18 protein-coding genes are annotated in these 16,208 nt (G+C 73.1%); 12 read left to right on the top strand and 6 right to left on the bottom strand.

The window, feature by feature from the left end; translation table 11 throughout:
* Positions 1-40 precede the first annotated feature (40 nt).
* The 7 genes from AB0C04_RS23005 (at position 41) to AB0C04_RS22975 (ending at position 4,353) form a co-directional block, all read left to right on the top strand.
* On the top strand, positions 41-409 hold the full coding sequence (locus AB0C04_RS23005) for a hypothetical protein (protein ID WP_350873014.1): 369 nt from the start codon (positions 41-43) through the stop codon (positions 407-409).
* Between the two features lie 62 nt (positions 410-471).
* A complete protein-coding gene (locus AB0C04_RS23000; RefSeq protein ID WP_357057875.1) occupies positions 472-1,293 on the top strand; it encodes a DUF1206 domain-containing protein in 822 nt (273 codons plus the stop codon).
* A gap of 81 nt (positions 1,294-1,374) precedes the next feature.
* Positions 1,375-2,571, top strand: a complete 1,197-nt coding sequence (locus tag AB0C04_RS22995) for a mechanosensitive ion channel family protein (RefSeq protein ID WP_357057873.1) — start codon at positions 1,375-1,377, stop codon at positions 2,569-2,571.
* 249 nt (positions 2,572-2,820) lie between these two features.
* Positions 2,821-3,255, top strand: a complete 435-nt coding sequence (locus tag AB0C04_RS22990) for a phage holin family protein (protein ID WP_357057871.1) — start codon at positions 2,821-2,823, stop codon at positions 3,253-3,255.
* Positions 3,252-3,593 carry a DUF3618 domain-containing protein gene (locus AB0C04_RS22985; protein ID WP_357057870.1) on the top strand — a complete coding sequence of 114 codons (342 nt, stop codon included), beginning with the start codon at positions 3,252-3,254 and terminating at the stop codon, positions 3,591-3,593. The genes AB0C04_RS22990 and AB0C04_RS22985 overlap by 4 nt, the downstream gene beginning before the upstream one ends.
* Positions 3,590-3,862: a DUF4235 domain-containing protein gene (locus AB0C04_RS22980; protein WP_350873009.1), complete on the top strand. Its 273-nt coding sequence runs from the start codon at positions 3,590-3,592 to the stop codon at positions 3,860-3,862. Before AB0C04_RS22985 ends, AB0C04_RS22980 begins: the two co-directional genes overlap by 4 nt.
* A gap of 287 nt (positions 3,863-4,149) precedes the next feature.
* The gene (locus tag AB0C04_RS22975; RefSeq protein ID WP_007075740.1) at positions 4,150-4,353 is read left to right on the top strand and encodes a cold-shock protein; all 204 of its coding nucleotides are present in this window, start codon (positions 4,150-4,152) and stop codon (positions 4,351-4,353) included.
* Positions 4,354-4,493: 140 nt separating this feature from the next.
* Here AB0C04_RS22975 and AB0C04_RS22970 read toward each other — a convergent pair whose 3' ends face one another.
* Positions 4,494-4,688 (bottom strand): hypothetical protein, encoded by a 195-nt coding sequence (locus tag AB0C04_RS22970; RefSeq protein ID WP_350873008.1) that lies wholly within the window; start codon positions 4,686-4,688, stop codon positions 4,494-4,496.
* A gap of 79 nt (positions 4,689-4,767) precedes the next feature.
* Positions 4,768-5,751 (bottom strand): aldo/keto reductase, encoded by a 984-nt coding sequence (locus AB0C04_RS22965; RefSeq protein WP_357057867.1) that lies wholly within the window; start codon positions 5,749-5,751, stop codon positions 4,768-4,770.
* Positions 5,752-5,834: 83 nt separating this feature from the next.
* Between AB0C04_RS22965 and AB0C04_RS22960 the strand changes: the two genes are divergently transcribed.
* Positions 5,835-6,629: a trans-aconitate 2-methyltransferase gene (locus AB0C04_RS22960; protein WP_357057865.1), complete on the top strand. Its 795-nt coding sequence runs from the start codon at positions 5,835-5,837 to the stop codon at positions 6,627-6,629.
* Positions 6,626-7,651: an adenosine deaminase gene (locus AB0C04_RS22955; RefSeq protein WP_357057863.1), complete on the top strand. Its 1,026-nt coding sequence runs from the start codon at positions 6,626-6,628 to the stop codon at positions 7,649-7,651. Before AB0C04_RS22960 ends, AB0C04_RS22955 begins: the two co-directional genes overlap by 4 nt.
* Positions 7,652-7,936: 285 nt before the next feature.
* On the opposite strand, the gene AB0C04_RS22950 is transcribed toward AB0C04_RS22955, so the two are convergent.
* Positions 7,937-9,334: a HAMP domain-containing sensor histidine kinase gene (locus AB0C04_RS22950; RefSeq protein WP_357057861.1), complete on the bottom strand. Its 1,398-nt coding sequence runs from the start codon at positions 9,332-9,334 to the stop codon at positions 7,937-7,939.
* Positions 9,335-9,363: 29 nt separating this feature from the next.
* Positions 9,364-10,053 (bottom strand): response regulator transcription factor, encoded by a 690-nt coding sequence (locus AB0C04_RS22945; protein WP_350873003.1) that lies wholly within the window; start codon positions 10,051-10,053, stop codon positions 9,364-9,366.
* 73 nt (positions 10,054-10,126) lie between these two features.
* Between AB0C04_RS22945 and AB0C04_RS22940 the strand changes: the two genes are divergently transcribed.
* Positions 10,127-11,047 (top strand): ADP-ribosylglycohydrolase family protein, encoded by a 921-nt coding sequence (locus AB0C04_RS22940; protein WP_357057859.1) that lies wholly within the window; start codon positions 10,127-10,129, stop codon positions 11,045-11,047.
* 316 nt (positions 11,048-11,363) lie between these two features.
* Here AB0C04_RS22940 and AB0C04_RS22935 read toward each other — a convergent pair whose 3' ends face one another.
* Positions 11,364-12,308: a DUF1775 domain-containing protein gene (locus AB0C04_RS22935; RefSeq protein ID WP_357057857.1), complete on the bottom strand. Its 945-nt coding sequence runs from the start codon at positions 12,306-12,308 to the stop codon at positions 11,364-11,366.
* Between the two features lie 310 nt (positions 12,309-12,618).
* On the opposite strand from AB0C04_RS22935, the gene thrS reads away from it, so the two are divergent.
* On the top strand, positions 12,619-14,625 hold the full coding sequence (thrS, locus tag AB0C04_RS22930) for a threonine--tRNA ligase (RefSeq protein WP_357057855.1): 2,007 nt from the start codon (positions 12,619-12,621) through the stop codon (positions 14,623-14,625).
* A 57-nt stretch (positions 14,626-14,682) separates the two neighbouring features.
* Here the strand turns inward: thrS and AB0C04_RS22925 are convergent, their stop codons facing one another.
* Positions 14,683-15,420, bottom strand: coding sequence for a D-Ala-D-Ala carboxypeptidase family metallohydrolase (locus AB0C04_RS22925; RefSeq protein ID WP_350872999.1), 738 nt, complete (start codon positions 15,418-15,420; stop codon positions 14,683-14,685).
* 211 nt (positions 15,421-15,631) lie between these two features.
* On the opposite strand from AB0C04_RS22925, the gene AB0C04_RS22920 reads away from it, so the two are divergent.
* A complete protein-coding gene (locus AB0C04_RS22920; RefSeq protein WP_350873373.1) occupies positions 15,632-16,144 on the top strand; it encodes an HIT domain-containing protein in 513 nt (170 codons plus the stop codon).
* Positions 16,145-16,208 lie beyond the last annotated feature (64 nt).

The following is a 16,208-nucleotide window of genomic DNA, read 5'->3' as shown; positions in this document are numbered from 1 at the left end:
CCGCCCGGCCGGTTCGCGGGCGTCTCGTACCCTTGGCCGGGTGACGAATCGACTCGGCAACTCCCCGCTGACCCCCACCCGCCGCGCCGCCGGCCTGTTGGCCGGCCTGGCGCTCGGCGTCGCCGTGCTGGCCGGCTGCAGCTCCGAGGGCGCCTCCACCGACTGCAGTCTCGCCGGCTCCTGCACGGTCACCTTCCAGCGTGGCGTCGACGCGAGCGCCAACATCCTCGGCGTCGAGGCCAAGCTGGTCGGCGCGCAGGACGACCAGGTGACCGTCGAGGTCGCCGGCGAGCAGGTCACCCTGATCACGGGCCAGCAGGCCGCCGAGGTCGCGGGCCTCGCGGTGACCCTGGACAGCGTCAGCGATCAGGAGGTCAAGATCCGCGTTTCGCAGAATTCCGGCAGCTGACAGCGCCGCGGGCGGCGGTGGCCGACGTTTGGGGATCTTCGCATTCGGAGATTGAGGGCGGCATGTCTCTCACCCGGAACGCCGAAGCCACCGCCTCCCGTACGGCGAACAGCAGGTGGCTGGAACTCCTCGCCCGGGCCGGATTCATCGGCTACGGCATCGTGCACCTTCTGTTCGCCTGGCTGGCATTGCAGATCGCGTTCGGCAAGTCCGCCGACGACGGCGACCAGTCCGGCGCCCTGCGAACCCTCGCCGAGCAGCCGCTGGGCAAGTTCCTGGTCATCGCGACGGCCGTCGGCCTGCTCGCGATGGCGATCTGGCAGGCCCTGGAGGCCGCGGTCGGGCACCGGGCGGAGCGCGGCAAGGAACGCGTGTGGGAGCGGCTCGCCTCGGCCGGCCGCACGCTGGTCTACCTCTACTTCGCCTGGACCGCCTACAAGGTCTTCTCCGACGCCGGCTCGAACTCCGCCGACAAGCAGGAGGCGCTCACCGGGCAGGCGATGCAGTCCTCCGGCGGTCGCTGGCTGGTCGGGCTCGCCGGGCTGGTGCTCGCCGGGATCGGTGTCGGCCTGGTGATCTACGGCCTGGTCAAACGCTTCGAGAAGCACCTGAAGACCGGCGAGATGAGCCCGCGGACCCGCAAGACCGCCCGCCGGCTGGGCATCGCCGGCTATGTCGCCAAGGGCATCGCGTACGGCATCGCCGGGGTGCTGGTCGTCGTGGCCGCGGTGACCTACGACCCGGAGAAGGCCCGCGGCTTGGACGCCGCGCTGCGCACGCTGCGCGAGCAGTCCTACGGCAGCCTGCTGCTGACCCTGGTCGCCCTCGGCATCGGCGCCTTCGGCGTCTTCTGCTTCCTCCAGTCCCGCTACCGCAAGGTCTGAACTGGTCGATACCGGTGCCGCCGGGCACGATAGGGGTTTTGCCCGAGGCCCCCTCGCGCCCGGCCCGGAGGGAGAGAGTCTGTGCAGAGTTACCTCGGGACGGTCGTCGTCGCGCTCGCCGCGGCGGCGATCGCCCTTCTCGTGGTGGCGGTGGTACACCGGATGATCCGGCGCTTCGGCCGCCGGTCCCGGCTGATGACCGAGCTGACCGACCACGCCCACCGCCCGTTCCAGGCGGCCGCCACCGTGCTGGCGGTCCAGTTCGCCGTCCGGTTCAGCACCGGTTACGCGGTCGGCACCTCGTGGCGGCGGACGCTGCTGCACCTGCTGGTGCTCGCCGTCATCGCCAGCGCCGCCTGGCTGGTCGCCGCGCTGCTGGTGGTGATCGAGGACACCGCGTTGGCCCGCTTCCGGGTCGACGTGCCCGACAACCGGCACGCCCGCCGGGTGCGTACCCAGGTGGTGATGCTGCGCCGGCTGACCATCGCGGTGATCGTGATCCTTGCGGTCGGCGTGATGCTGATGACCTTCCCCAGCGTGCGAGGCATCGGCGCCGGCGTGCTGACCAGCGCCGGTGTGGTCGGTGTGGTGGCCGCGCTGGCCGCGCAGAGCCTGCTCGGCAACGTCTTCGCCGGGCTCCAGCTGGCCTTCAGCGACGCGGTACGACTCGACGACGTGGTGGTCGTCGAGGGGGAGTGGGGACGGATCGAGGAGCTGACCCTCAGCTACGTGGTGGTGCAGATCTGGGACGACCGCCGGCTGATCCTGCCCACCTCGTACTTCACCAGCAAGCCGTTCCAGAACTGGACGCGGACCGAGGCGGCGGTGCTCGGCACGGCCGAGTTCGACGTCGACTGGGCGATCCCGGTGCAGGCGATGCGCGAGGAGCTGCGCCGCCTGGTGGAGAGCACCGAGCTCTGGGACGGCCGGGTCTGCGTCCTGCAGGTGACCGACGCGACCGGTGGCACGATCCGGGTCCGGGCGCTGGTGAGCGCCGCCGACGCCGGCAGCCTGTGGGACCTGCGCTGCCTGGTCCGCGAGCACCTGGTCGCCTGGGTGCGCGACCAACGTCCGATGGCGATGCCCCGGATCCGCACCGAGGTCGGCGACGCCGGCAGCCAGCTCCCGTGGCAGTGGGTGCAGCCGCGCCGCCCGGCTCGGCGGCTGGCCGACGGCGACGTGCCCGACGACGCCCGGATCTTCGGCGGCAGCGATGACGGGGACGCCCGCAGCGAGGCCTTCGTCGGCCCGGACGAGCCCGCCGAGTCCCGCCGCTGACCCGACCGTCTCCGACGCCCCCGGCCCGACGGCCGGGGGCGTCCACGTTTCCTGCCGACGGGTGACGGCGTTTTCCGTGACGGGGGGACTGAGCCGGCCCGCGAGGAGTCGCCCGATCCGGGAGGTTTGACCGCGCGGTGACGGGGGACGTGCTGCCGGACGTCTAGCTCCGAATCCGGCGGTCCACGCACAGGATTGGCGAGCGGCGACTCCGGGCATACAGCGCGGTGACGACGAAAGGAGGACAGCATGGCTGACGTGGCGAACGCCCGCACATCCCGCAACGGGAGCGAGCCCTCCACCGCCGAGCTGGTGCAGCGGGCGACCGAGCAGGTCTCCCGGCTGGTGCGGGACGAGCTGGCGCTGGCCAAGGCGGAGTTGACCAAGAAGGGCAAGCACGCCGGCATCGGCATCGGCCTCCTCGGCGGCGGCGGTGCGCTGGCGTTCTACGGCCTGGGCGCGCTCTGCATCACCGTGGGGCTGCTGCTGGATCTGGTGCTGCCGGGCTGGGCCGCCGCGTTGATCGTCGCGGCCGGCCTCTTCCTCGTCGCCGGCATCATGGCCCTGGTCGGTGCGCTGCAGGTCCGCCGGGCGGTCCCGCCGGTACCGGCGGCGACAGTCCGAAGCCTGCGGGCAGACGTGGACACGGTCGCCGCCGCGGTGAAGGACAGGGGACGGTCATGACAGGCAACGGGCGGGGCGACACCGAGGCGCTCCGCGAGGAGATCCGGCGGACCCGGGTGGAGCTGGGCGAGACGATGGAGGCGCTGGCCGCGAAGGCCGACGTCAAGGCCCGGCTGCGGGAGTCCGCCGACCACGCGAAGCAGCGGATGCGGGAACAGGCCGCGGGGACCGTGGCCCGGGTACGCGGGCAGGCGGCGCAGAAGGCCCAGCTGGCCCGCGCCCAGGCGCATGAGAAGGGTGGCAGCCTCCGGGACAGCCCGGTGCCGTGGGCCGCGGTCGCGGCCGGCGCGGTGGCCACCATGATCGTGCTGTTGATCATTCAAGGGAGGCGCAGGTGAGCAAGGCCATCGGCAGGGCCGCGTACCGGCCGGTCGGCGTGCTGCTGGGCATCGCGGCCGGCACGGTCGCGGGCGCGATCTTCCGCCAGGTCTGGAAGATGACCGCGGGCGACGGCGAGGCGCCCAGCGCCACGGACGAGGACCGCCGTTGGGGCGAGATCCTCGCCGCCGCGGCGTTGCAGGGCGCCATCTTCGCGGTCGTCCGGGCGGCGGTCGACCGGGGCGGCGCGGTGGGCGTCCGTCGGCTCACCGGGCGCTGGCCGGACTGACCGGACATCGAGCGGCGCCCCCTCTCCGGGCAGTCGGGGAGGGGGCCTTTCGCATGCCGTGCAGCGCCACCCAGCGGGTCTCAGACATCCGTCAGGTCACATGTCGGAGAAATTCGTCGGTTAGGTCGTGCAGAGTTTTTGCGTACGTGATTTGCTGTCTCGGCTGTTGCGAGATGGCGTGGGTTGAGAGAAGTCTCCTTCGTGGGGGCCGCCTCAGGCGCCGCTGCTCGAAAACGGCCAATCGGCCGCACGGCGTGCAAGGCCGCCAGTTTTAGAAGGAGATACACATGGCGCAGGGAACCGTGAAGTGGTTCAACGCTGACAAGGGCTTCGGCTTCATCACCGTCGACGGCGGGGGTGCTGACGTGTTCGTCCACTTCTCGGCCATCCAGACCAGCGGCTACCGCACGCTGGAGGAGAACCAGCGGGTGGAGTTCGAGATCGCTCAGGGTCAGAAGGGCCCGCAGGCTGAGCAGGTCCGCCCCATCTGAGCACTATCGGCCGGCCCCCGCCGGCCAACGGGCCGATCCACTTCCGGATCGACAGTGGAGCCCCGCATCCCGCCCCCGGGATGCGGGGTTTTCCCGTTGACCCACACCGTTTCCCCGGCGCCAGGCCGGTGGCGGTCGGGTCAGGACCGGCGGCGGGCCCGCAGGCCGAGCCAGAGCACCACCAGCCCGGCCAGCGCCACCACCGGCCCGATCACCACCCAGATCCGCTCGCCGGTCATCACGCTGCCGCTGACGAAGCCGAGACCCTGGACCGTCCAGACTGCACCGATCACCACGGCCAGCACGCCGAGCGTGAGCGGGAACCAACCCCTCATCGCGTCCCCCTCTCCCCGCACCCCGGGTCTCCAGCATCCCCGGCCGGCGCACCCGCGGCGAGCACCCGCGGGCGGCGGGTCACCACCGGTCGTGCACCCGGGGGCGGATCAGCTCGTCGTAGACCTCGCGGACGCCGGTCAGCTGCTCCTCGGTGAGCGGCGGCAACTCCGCCGCGGCGACGTTGCGCTGGGCCTGCCCGGCGTCGCGGGCGCCCGGGATGACCACCGTCACCCCGGACTGGTCCAGCACCCACCGCAGGGCGAACTGCGCCATGGTGCGGTCCGCGCCGACCAGCGGCGTCAGCCGCCGCACCGCGGCCAGCCCCAGGTCGAAGTCGACCCCGGAGAACGTCTCGCCCACGTCGAACGCCGCACCGTGCCGGTTGTAGCTGCGATGGTCGTCCGCCGGGAAGGTGGTGTGCTCGTCGTACCGGCCGGAGAGCAGGCCGCTGGCCAGCGGCACCCGGGCGATGATGCCGACCCCGGCCGCGGCGGCCGACGGCAGCACCTGCTCCAGCGGCTTGTGCCGCAGCGCGTTGAGGATGATCTGGACGCTCGCCACCCCGGGCCGGGCGATCGCGGTGAGCGCCTGGTCGCAGGTCTCCACGCTCACTCCGTAGCCGGCGATCGCCTTCTCGGCCACGAGCGTGTCCAGGGCGTCGAAGACCGCGTCGTCGGCGAACACGGCGGTGGGTGGGCAGTGCAGCTGGACCAGGTCCAGGGTGTCCACCCCGAGGTTGCGCCGGGACCGGTCGGTCCACTCCCGGAAGTGCGCCAAGGTGTACGCCTCCGGCCGCTGTTCGACCCGGCGGCCCATCTTGGTGGCCACGGTGAGCGCGGCGTCCGGTCGGGTGCGCAGGAAACGCCCGATCAGCCGCTCGCTGCGACCGTCGCCGTAGACGTCGGCGGTGTCCAGGAAGGTGACCCCGGCGTCGACGGCGGTGGCGAGGATCGCCATCGCGTCGTCCTCGCTCACCGTGCCCCAGTCGGCGCCGAGCTGCCAGGCGCCGAGGCCGACGATGCCGACGGTCCGGCCGAGCCGGTCGAAGGTGCGCTGCTCCATGCCCTGAGCCTAGTGATCGCCTTGCCCGGCCGACCACCGGGCCGTACGGTTAAAAAGACGGACGTACGGTTTGGGAGGCGGCCATGTGGGATCCAGCGACGTACCTGCGCTACGGCGACGAGCGGTCCCGGCCGTTCCACGACCTCCTCGCCCGGATCCCGGCCGACCGGCCGCGGACGGTGGTCGACCTCGGCTGCGGTCCCGGCCAGCTCACCGCGACCCTGGCGACCCGCTGGCCGGGCAGCCAGGTGCTCGGGCTGGACTCCTCACCAGAAATGATCGACAAGGCCCGCGAGCTGGGCGCAGCAGTCGAGTTCGCCGTCGGCGACGTGCGTGACTGGCGGCCCGGGCCCGACGCCGACGTGGTGATGAGCAACGCGGTGCTCCAGTGGGTCCCCGGGCACCAGGAGCTGCTCGGCCGCTGGGCGCGGGAGTTGCCCGTCGGGGCCTGGCTGGCGGTGCAGGTGCCGGGCAACTTCGACGCGCCCTCGCACCGGGCGCTGCGCGAGGTCGCCGGTCGGCCGGCCTGGCGGGCCGAGCTGCTTCCGCTGCTGCGTGCGGCCCCGGTCGACGACCCGGCCGACTACGCCGCGCTGCTGACCGGTGCCGGCTGCGCGGTGGACGCCTGGGAGACTACCTACGTGCACCTGCTCCCCGCCGGCGCCGACGCCGCGCACCCCGTGCTCGCCTGGATGGAGGGCACCGCGCTGCGCCCCGTCCGCGCGGCGCTGGACGCCGCGCGGTGGGTCGACTTCCGGGCCCAGCTCGAGGTACGCCTCGCCGAGGCGTACCCGACGCGCCAGGGCCAGGTGTACTTCCCGTTCCGCCGAGTCTTCGTCGTCGCCCGTACCGGCGCCCGTGCCGAGGAGAACCTGTGACCGAACTGTCCACCTTCATCGCCGGACTGCCCAAGGTGGAGCTGCACGTGCACCACGTGGGCTCCGCCTCGCCCCGGATCGTCGCCGAACTGGCCGCCCGCCACGAGGGGCGCAGCCCGGTGCCAGCGGATCCGGCCGCGTTGGCCGACTACTTCGCGTTCCGCGACTTCGCCCACTTCATCGAGGTTTACCTCAGCGTCGTCGACCTGATCCGCGATCAGGAGGACGTCTGGATCCTCACCCACGAGGTGGCTCGTGAGCTGGCCCGCCAGCAGGTCCGCTACGCGGAGCTGACCATCACCCCGTACTCGCACGTGCACCGGGGCATCCCCGCGCCGGCGTTCTGCGAGGCGATCGAGGACGCCCGCAAGCGGGCCGAGGCCGACTTCGGCATCGAGTTGCGGTGGTGCTTCGACATCCCGGGCGAGGCGGGGCTGCCGGCGGCCGAGGAGACCCTGCGCATCGCGCTGGAGGAGCGCCCGGACGGGCTGATCAGCTTCGGCCTGGGCGGGCCGGAGATCGGGGTGCCCCGGCCGCAGTTCAAGCCGTACTTCGACCAGGCCCGGGCGGCCGGGCTGCGGTCGGTGCCGCACGCCGGGGAGACCACCGGCCCGCAGACCGTCTGGGACGCGCTGCGCGAGCTCGGCGCGGAGCGGATCGGGCACGGCATCTCCGCCGTTGACGACCCGGAGCTGCTGACCTACCTCGCCGAGCGGCGCATCGCCCTGGAGGTCTGCCCCACCTCGAACGTACGCACCCGGGCCGTGGCCGGCCTCGACGCGCACCCGCTGCCCCGGCTGGTCGACGGCGGGGTGCTGGTCACCATCAACTCCGACGACCCGCCGATGTTCGGCACCACCCTCGACGACGAGTACGCGGTGGCGGCCCAGCTGCTGCGCGTCGGACCGGAGGGGATCGCCGCGCTGGCCCGCGACGCCGTCACGGCCTCGTTCCTGGACCCGGCCGGCAAGCAGCGGATCACCGCCGAGATCGACGCGTACCTGGCCACGGCCGGACGCTGACCGCGGCGGGCGCAACGGCGAGGAGGAGGGCGCGCGGCGGGAGCTGGTGTGGGGGGACCTGTCTCCCGCCGCGCGCGCGGCTCCACCGACCGGTGGGTGCGCGAGGCGCTGGCCGGTGGATCTGATGGGTTCGTACCGGAATCCTGTCAGCCGCCGGCCCGGTCCGCGCCGTCGTTAACCCGGATCTAAGGAAGACTTGCGCCAGCCCACAACCCGGGCCGCAGCCGGTGCCGGAACGTGGGCCGTGGCCGGTGCCGGATCAGGGCTGGTTGGGCCGGTGCCGGATCAGGGCTGGTTGGGCCGCTGCCGGGGCCAGCGGCGGCCGGCGGACTTCTGCTCGCGGGCCTCCCGCGCCATCCGGCCGACCAGCCCGAACCGGTTGACCTGCCGGGGCGTCGCCTCGGGATCGGCGAGCAGCATCACCACGCTGGCCCCACCCAGCCGGGCCCGGTCGATGCTCACCGAGCCGTTGGCCTGCAACGAGACCCGCTTGGCGATGTCCAGGCCGAGGCCGGTGGAGCCCTGGTCGCTGGTGCCCCGGCGCAGCGCCCGATCCGGATTGGCGATGCCGGGGCCGGCGTCGTCGACGCGGATCGCCACGTAGCCGTCCCGCCGGGAGACCGCCACCTCGAACGCGGTGCCCTGCGGGGTGTAGCGGAAGACGTTGCCGATCACCGCGTCCAGCGCGGCGGCCAGTTCTGCCCGCGGGACCGGCGCCGGGGTGCGCAGCTGCGCCCCGATCACCCGGTGTGGCCGGTTCTGGTCGCCGGCGAGGGCCGCCCAGAACACCATCCGGTCCCGGACCACCTCGCTGACGTCGCACATCGCCGGCCCGGTCTCGTGGGCGACCGCCTTGCGTGTGGTCTTGATCAGGACGTCGATCTCGCCCTCGAGCGTCACGATGGCCTGCCGGATCCGCCGGATCCCGCGCCGGCGGTCCAACTCGGCCTCGCTGAACGTGCCCACGCTGGTGTCGTCGGACTCCAGCGCCTCGGCGTCCAGCCGAAGCACCGTCAGCGGGGTACGCAGCCGGTGCGACAGGTCGGCGACCAGCTCACGCTCGTCGGTGTGGGCCGCGACCAACCGCTCGGCCATCCGGTTGAACGCCAACCCGGCCTCGGCCAGCTCGCGCGGGCCGTTCGGCTCGACGCGTGCCCCCAGGTCACCGTCGCCGACCGCGAGCGCGGCCTCGACCAGCCCCCGGGTGGCGTCCACCGTGCGGGTGGCGACCCGGTCGACCACCACGACGGCCGCACCCACCAGGACTGCGGCGACCCCGAGGAGCAGCAGCCAGCGACCCTCGCCGCCGAGCGCGTCGTCGGGCACGAACACCTCGACCACCGCGACCCGGTCACCGAGCACCACCGGGTCGAGCCGGACGAGACCGCCGGCAACCTCCACCACCACCGAGCGCCGCTGCGCGCGAGCCTCATCGAGCTGGGCCGGGTCGGCCCGGCCGGCGGAGGCGTCCACGTCGAGGCCGTGCACCACCGGACGGGTGGCGTGGTCGCCGCCGGTGGCCGCCACCGCGCGCTCGATCACCGCCGCGTCGGTGCTGACCGCCAACGCCCCGGTGACCAGGGCGCTGCGCCGGGCGGCGTCGGCGATGGCGTCCTCCCGGGCCCGGTCGCCGAGACCGAAGCCGAGCGGAACGAGGAAGGCGAGCGCCGCGAGGGCGCACATGCCGGCCGTGACGAGGGCCAGCGTGGTCCTCAGTCCGGCGCCACCAGGCGAAAGCCGACCCCCCGCACGGTGCGCAGGTAGCGCGGCTTCGCCGCGGACTCGCCCATTTTGCGGCGCAGCCAGTAGAGGTGAACGTCGATGGTCTGATCCTCGCCGACCGATGGCTGCCGCCATACCTCCTCCAAGAGCTCCCGGCGGGACACTACCCGCCCGGGACGTGCGGCGAGATACGCCAGCAGGTCGAATTCCTTGCGGGTCAGCGCCAGCGGCTCACCGTCGAGCTGGGCGCTGCGCTCACCGACGTCGACCCGCAGGCCGCCGACGACGTGCACGGCGGGCTGGACGACCCGGCTGGCCCGGCCGGCCCGGCGCAGCACGGTGGTGATCCGGGCGTCCAGGTGGGCGCCGGTGAACGGCTTGACCATGTAGTCGTCGGCGCCGGCGCGCAGCAGCTTCACCACGGACTGCTCGTCGTCGCGGGCGGTGGCGATGATGATCGGCACGTCGGTGATGCCGCGCAGCATCCGCAGCGCGTCCGAGCCGTCCAGATCGGGCAGGCCCAGGTCGAGTACGACCAGGTCGGGCGTCTCGGCGGCGACCCGGCGCAGCGCGTCCAGCGCCGTGCCGACGGCGTGCACCGCGTGCCCTCGATCGGCGAGGGAACGCAGCATCGCGCCGCGTACGACGTGATCGTCTTCGACCAGGAGGACGGTGGCCACCCCAAGACGGTACTTGGCGTGGCAAGTTGATCGCGTTGCGGCGCACCTCGGAACCCGGCAAGCTGGTACAACGATGTCCTTCACGCTCTTCGCAGACGCCCGCCTGGCGCTCGCCCGGGACAGCCTCGCCGGCCTCTCCGTCGGCGACGCGCTCGGCTCGCAGTTCTTCGTTCCCGGCCGGCACCCGGCCGACCTGGCCGCCGGCCGGCTCCCGCCGCCGCCCTGGGAATGGACCGACGACACCGAGATGGCGTGCTCGGTGGTGGCGGAGCTGGCCGAGTCCGGCCGGGTCGACCGGGACCGGCTGGCCCTCGCGTTCGCCGAGCGCGCCGAGCCCTACCGGGGGTACGGGCCGGGCGCGGTGACCATCCTCCGGCTGATCCGCACCGGCACGCCCTGGCCGATCGCCGCCGCCTCGGCGTTCGACGGGCAGGGCTCCTGCGGCAACGGCGCGGCGATGCGGGTCGGTCCGCTCGGCGCGTACTTCGCCGACTCGACCGCCCGAGCCGCGGCCCAGGCCAGCGCCGCGGCCGAGGTGACCCACGCGCACCCGGAGGGGATCGCCGGCGCGGTGGCCGTGGCGGTGGCGACCGCGCTGGCCGCCCGGGGCCGGCTGGACGGCAGCCGCCCCGCCGCCGACCGGCTGCTCGCCGGGGTCAGCGCCACCCTGAACCCGGGCACCGAGGTGCACCGCCGGGTACGCCGCGCCGCCGACCTGCTCGGCCGGCCGCTGCCCCAGGCGGTGGCGACGCTCGGCAACGGCTCGCGGGTGACCGCGCAGGACACCGTGGGCTTCACCCTCTGGGTGGCCGCCACCCATCTGGACGACTACCCGGCCGCGATCCGGGCGTGCGTCGAGGCGGGCGGGGACGTGGACACCACCGCCGCCATCGTGGGCGCGGTGGTGGCCGCGTACACCGGCGTCGGCACACCTGGTGGTGTCCCGGCCGACTGGCTGGCCGCCCGGGAACCCCTGCCCGACTGGCTCCCCTGACCAACCCCGCCCCGGCCAACCCCGGCCTGACCGATTCAGGCGTGGCCGACGCGGGCCTGGCCGACTCGCGCCTGGTCGATCGGGGCCCTGGCCGATCCCGGCCTGACGACCTCGGCGGCCTGACCGGCCCGGCCGGCTCCGGCGTGACCGGCTCCGGCCTGGCCTGCCTCGGGCGGGTGGTCAACACCAGTTCGCCGACATGGGGGTATCCGGTGAGGTCGGAGACCGCGATATCGGCGACATGGAGTGGATCACGCCGGTCATCGGGCGCTGATCGACTCGGATTCCCGGAGATCGGGGTATTCGGGTCGCCCCGTCACCCCGACTTCCCAGAACCCGAGTGGATCAGGGTGGGACTCGCGCCGGACTGCTCCGGCGCGGGCCGCTGTTCGGCACCCACGGCAGAGCGGGCGGGCTCGGCGGGGTCGGTGCTTTCAACGGGGTCGCTCGTTGCCGGGTCGCCGGCCGGGGAGCGGCGGCGCCAGCGGCTGGCCAGCCAACCGATCGCCGCGCCACCACCGAGCCCGGCGAGCAGGCCCGCGGCGAGGAGCGCGTCGGCATTCCCGCCGGCGGCGTTCCCAGCGGCCTCGTTCCCGGCGCGCGCGCCGGCTGCGCCGTCCACCGTGCCCCGGGCGCCGGCCGGGTCGGTGTCGGCCGCCGGACCGGCTACGGCGCCTTCGGCGTTGGCCGCGCCGCCGTGACCGGTGTGCCCGGCCGGGGCGCCGGCGGCTGCGGGCAGCAGGGTGAGTACCGGGGCACGGTGCGCGCCGGTCGGGTCCGCCCAGCGCACCACCGTGCCGTCGGCGTAGGTCTGGATCACCGGGAAGGTGAGCCGGTCGGTGCGGGGGAGTGGGCCCATCGAGAGCGCCAGCCGGGCCGGGCCGGCCGGGGCTCCGTCGACCCGGATCCAGGTCACCGCCGTGGTGACCGTGGTCACCCCGGTCGAGTGGATGCCGGCCACCGGCTGATCGAGCGTGCGGGAGCTGATCCGGGGAGCCCAGCCGGGCACCGACATCGGGTAGACCTCGGCGATCGGGGCGTCCGCCGGCAGCCGGACCTCGACCTGGCGGGTGCGGGTGCCGGGCCGCTCCTCGGGTACCACGAACTCCAGCCGGACCGCGTCACCCTGCCGGGCCTGGCCGGGATTGGTGGTCACCTCCGCCGCGTGCGCCGTACCGGGCCAGCCGAGCACCGTGGCCGCGGCCAGGGCGGCCAGCGCCGCGGGCCGGCGCCAGCGGCGGCAGCCATCCGTCATCGCCATCTCGTGTCCCCATCCCTGTCCACGCGACCGGCACCGGTCTCCGGCCACACCGGGTAGTTCGGCTCCGAGCCGCAAAAGGTTCAATCGCCGGCGCACCCGGCTGCCCGAGACCGGCCTGGCCGGCTGCACGAGACCGGCACGCCGGCCGGGCGAGGCGGAGTCGGACGGGTTCGGGCGGCCGGGCGGCGCCGCTGGTCGGTGCCCCGGCGCGTGGCTGCGGCGTCGGCGGTCGGGTCGGGCGGGGCGACCGATAGCATCGGCAGGGGCCGGACGCCGGCCCGATCCGTACCGTCTGCTGCGAGGAGTCACCGTGTCCGCACCCCGTACCCCCGCCGTGGCCGACCCCGTCGTCGTCACCGCCGGGACCACGGCGGCCGACGCGGTGGCCGCGGCCGGGCTGCCCGCCGCTGGTCCGAAGGCGATCGTGGTGGTCCGCGATTCGGAGGGCCAGCTGCACGACCTGGACTGGCGGCCGGCGGCCGACACCGAGGTCGAGCCGGTCAGCCTCGAATCGCCGGACGGGCTGAACGTGCTGCGCCACTCCACCGCGCACGTGCTCGCCCAGGCCGTGCAGGACGTCTACCCCGAGGCCAAGCTCGGCATCGGCCCGCCGATCGAGAACGGCTTCTATTACGACTTCGCGGTCGACAAGCCGTTCCAGCCGGACGACCTGGCCAAGATCGAAAAGCGGATGCAGGAGATCGTCAAATCCGGGCAGCGGTTCCGCCGCCGCCGCTTCGGCAGCCTGGACGAGGCGCGCGCCGAGCTGGCCGCCGAGCCGTTCAAGCTGGAGCTGATCGACGTCAAGGGCGAGGGCCTGGACTCCTCCGAGGTGATGGAGGTCGGCGGTGGCGAGCTGACCATCTACGACAACCTCGCCGCGAACGAGGAGAAGGTCTGCTGGTCTGACCTCTGCCGGGGGCCGCACCTGCCGAACACCCGGCTGATCGGGGCGTTCAAGCTGATGCGCTCGGCGGCGGCGTACTGGCGCGGGTCGGAGAAGAACCCGCAGCTGCAGCGGGTGTACGGCACCGCGTGGCCGACCCGCGACGAGCTCAAGGCGTACCTGAAGCTGCTGGAGGAGGCCGCCCGGCGCGACCACCGCAAGCTCGGCGCGGACCTCGACCTGTTCAGCTTCCCCGACGAGATCGGCTCGGGCCTGGCGGTCTTCCACCCCAAGGGCGGCATCATCCGTCGGGAGATGGAGAACTACTCCCGCCGTCGGCACGAGGACGCGGGCTACGAGTTCGTCAACACCCCGCACATCACCAAGGCGCAGCTCTTCGAGACCTCCGGCCACCTGCCCTACTACGCCGACACGATGTTCCCGCCCATGCAGCTGGAGGGCGCGGACTACTACCTCAAGGCGATGAACTGCCCGATGCACAACCTGATCTTCGGGGCGCGCGGGCGGTCCTACCGGGAGCTGCCGCTGCGGCTCTTCGAGTTCGGCACGGTCTACCGCTACGAGAAGTCCGGCGTGGTGCACGGCCTGACCCGGGTGCGCGGCCTGACCCAGGACGACTCGCACATCTACTGCACCCGGGAGCAGATGGCCGGCGAGCTGTCCACGCTGCTCACCTTCGTGCTCGACCTGCTGCGCGACTACGGCCTGGACGACTTCTACCTGGAGCTGTCCACCCGGGACGATTCGCCGAAGTTCATCGGCTCGGACGAGGACTGGGCGGAGGCCACCGAGGCGCTGCGCACTGCCGCCGAGCAGTCCGGGCTGGACCTGGTGCCCGACCCGGGCGGCGCGGCCTTCTACGGGCCGAAGATCTCGGTGCAGGCCAAGGACGCCATCGGGCGGACCTGGCAGATGTCCACCATCCAGGTCGACTTCAACCAGCCGGAGCGGTTCGGGCTGGAGTACCAGGCGGCCGACGGCACCCGGCAGCGGCCGGTGATGATCCACCGGGCGCTCTTCGGCTCGATCGAGCGGTTCTTCGGGGTGCTCACCGAGCACTACGCGGGCGCGTTCCCGGCCTGGCTGGCCCCGGTGCAGGTGGTCGGCATCCCGATCCGCGAGGATCACACCGACTACCTGCACGGCTTCGTCGCCGCGCTGCGCGCCGAGGGGATCCGCGCCCAGGTCGACGCGGGCGACGACCGGATGCAGAAGAAGATCCGTACGGCGCAGCAGCAGAAGATCCCGTTCATGGTGATCGCCGGTGACGACGACGTGGCGGCCGGCACGGTGTCGTTCCGCTACCGGGACGGCTCGCAGCGCAACGGGGTGCCGATGGCCGAGGCGGTGACGCACGTGCTCGACGTGGTCACCTCGCGCACCAACAGCGGCCCGTCCGCCGAGATGTGACGTCGACGGCCCCCGTCCCGACCGGCCGGCCGGGACGGGGGCTGCCGAGCCGGGGTGTCAGATGCCGCAGTTCGGCGCCGACCAGGTGCGGGTCGACTTGTGCGCGACGTGGGTGTGGTCGTTGTGCCCGGGGTAGCCGGGGCCGAGGATCTCGTTGAACCCGTGGTTGCGCGCCTGCTGGGCGAGCCGGCACAGCGAGTGCGGCCCGGCGCCCAGGTCGACGGCGTCGCCGTAGAGGTGCCGGCTCGTCGACGACCCGCCCACCGCGCTGTTGCAGGCGTAGCTGCGGAACGCGCTGGTCACCACGATCTGCTGGTCGCCCAGGGCGTGCCGCATCGCCTGGAGCTTCCACATCGAGACCCGGGCGTTGAACCGGGCCGTGCTGGCCGAGACCGCTCCGCCGGACCAGTCGCTGTTGCAGTCGTTGAACTCGGCGTAGCTGAAGTTGACCGGGGTGCAGTCGTCGTCCTGCAACGCGTAGATCCTGTTGAAGGTCTGCGGGCCGGCGATGCCGTCGGCCGACAACCCGTACGCCTGCTGGAAGCGGCTGACCGCCGACCGGGTGGCCGGGCCGTACGCCCCGTCGAGGGTGAGCACCGCGCCGTTGCCGGGGTAGCCGGCGACCCGGATCTGGAGTTGCCGGACGTCCTCGCCGGACATCCCCTCGGACAGGGTGCGTCCCCAGGTGTAGCAACCGTCGGCGTGGGCCGCGCCGGCGGTGGCGGTGACACCGACCACCGTGCTGACGGCGGTCAGCGCGAGGGCTGCGAGGAAGGTGCCGATTCGTCGGATCACAGGAGTCCTCCATCAGTCCATGCAAGTACATGAATGTATGGAAGTTTCAGCTGCGGGCTTTGGTTCGTCAACAACTTCCATTTGACGCGTTCCTGAACAGACGACATTCCGGTCGGGGAGCGCTGCCCGGTGCCGGCCGTCGCCGCCGGCCGGGACGGTCCGTAGGATCGCCCCTGTGACTGGGGTGGAACGGCACACGAACAGTGGCGGGATGGCCGACGGCCTGGAGCGGCTCTGGACGCCGCACCGGATGACCTACATCTCGGGCGAGGACCGCCCCGCCGAGGGCTACGAGAAGCCGAGCGGCTGCCCGTTCTGCCGAGGGCCGCAGCTGCCCCCGGAGGAGAACCTGCTCGTGGCGCGCGGGCAGCACGTCTTCGCGGTGCTCAACCTCTACCCGTACAACCCGGGGCACCTGCTGGTCTGCCCCTACCGGCACGTCGCCGACTACACCGAGCTGGACGAGTCGGAGACCGTGGAGCTGGCGTCCTTCACCCAGACCGCGATGCGCGTCATCCGCAAGGTCAGCAACGCCCACGGCTTCAACCTGGGCATGAACCAGGGCGGGGTGGCCGGCGCGGGCATCGCCGCGCACCTGCACCAGCACGTGGTGCCCCGCTGGGGCGGCGACGCCAACTTCATGCCGGTGATCGGTCGGACCAAGGTCCTGCCGCAACTGCTCGGCGACACCCGCGACCTGCTCGCCCGCGCCTGGCCGTCCTGACCGCGCCGGCCGGTCCGCCGGAGCCGCGGCGCGCCCGCGATCGCCGTCCGCCGGCCCGGCGCCG

The organism is Micromonospora sp. NPDC048909, from assembly GCF_040649635.1.
Taxonomy (GTDB): domain Bacteria; phylum Actinomycetota; class Actinomycetes; order Mycobacteriales; family Micromonosporaceae; genus Micromonospora.
This window is presented reverse-complemented; position numbering and strand designations above follow the sequence as displayed.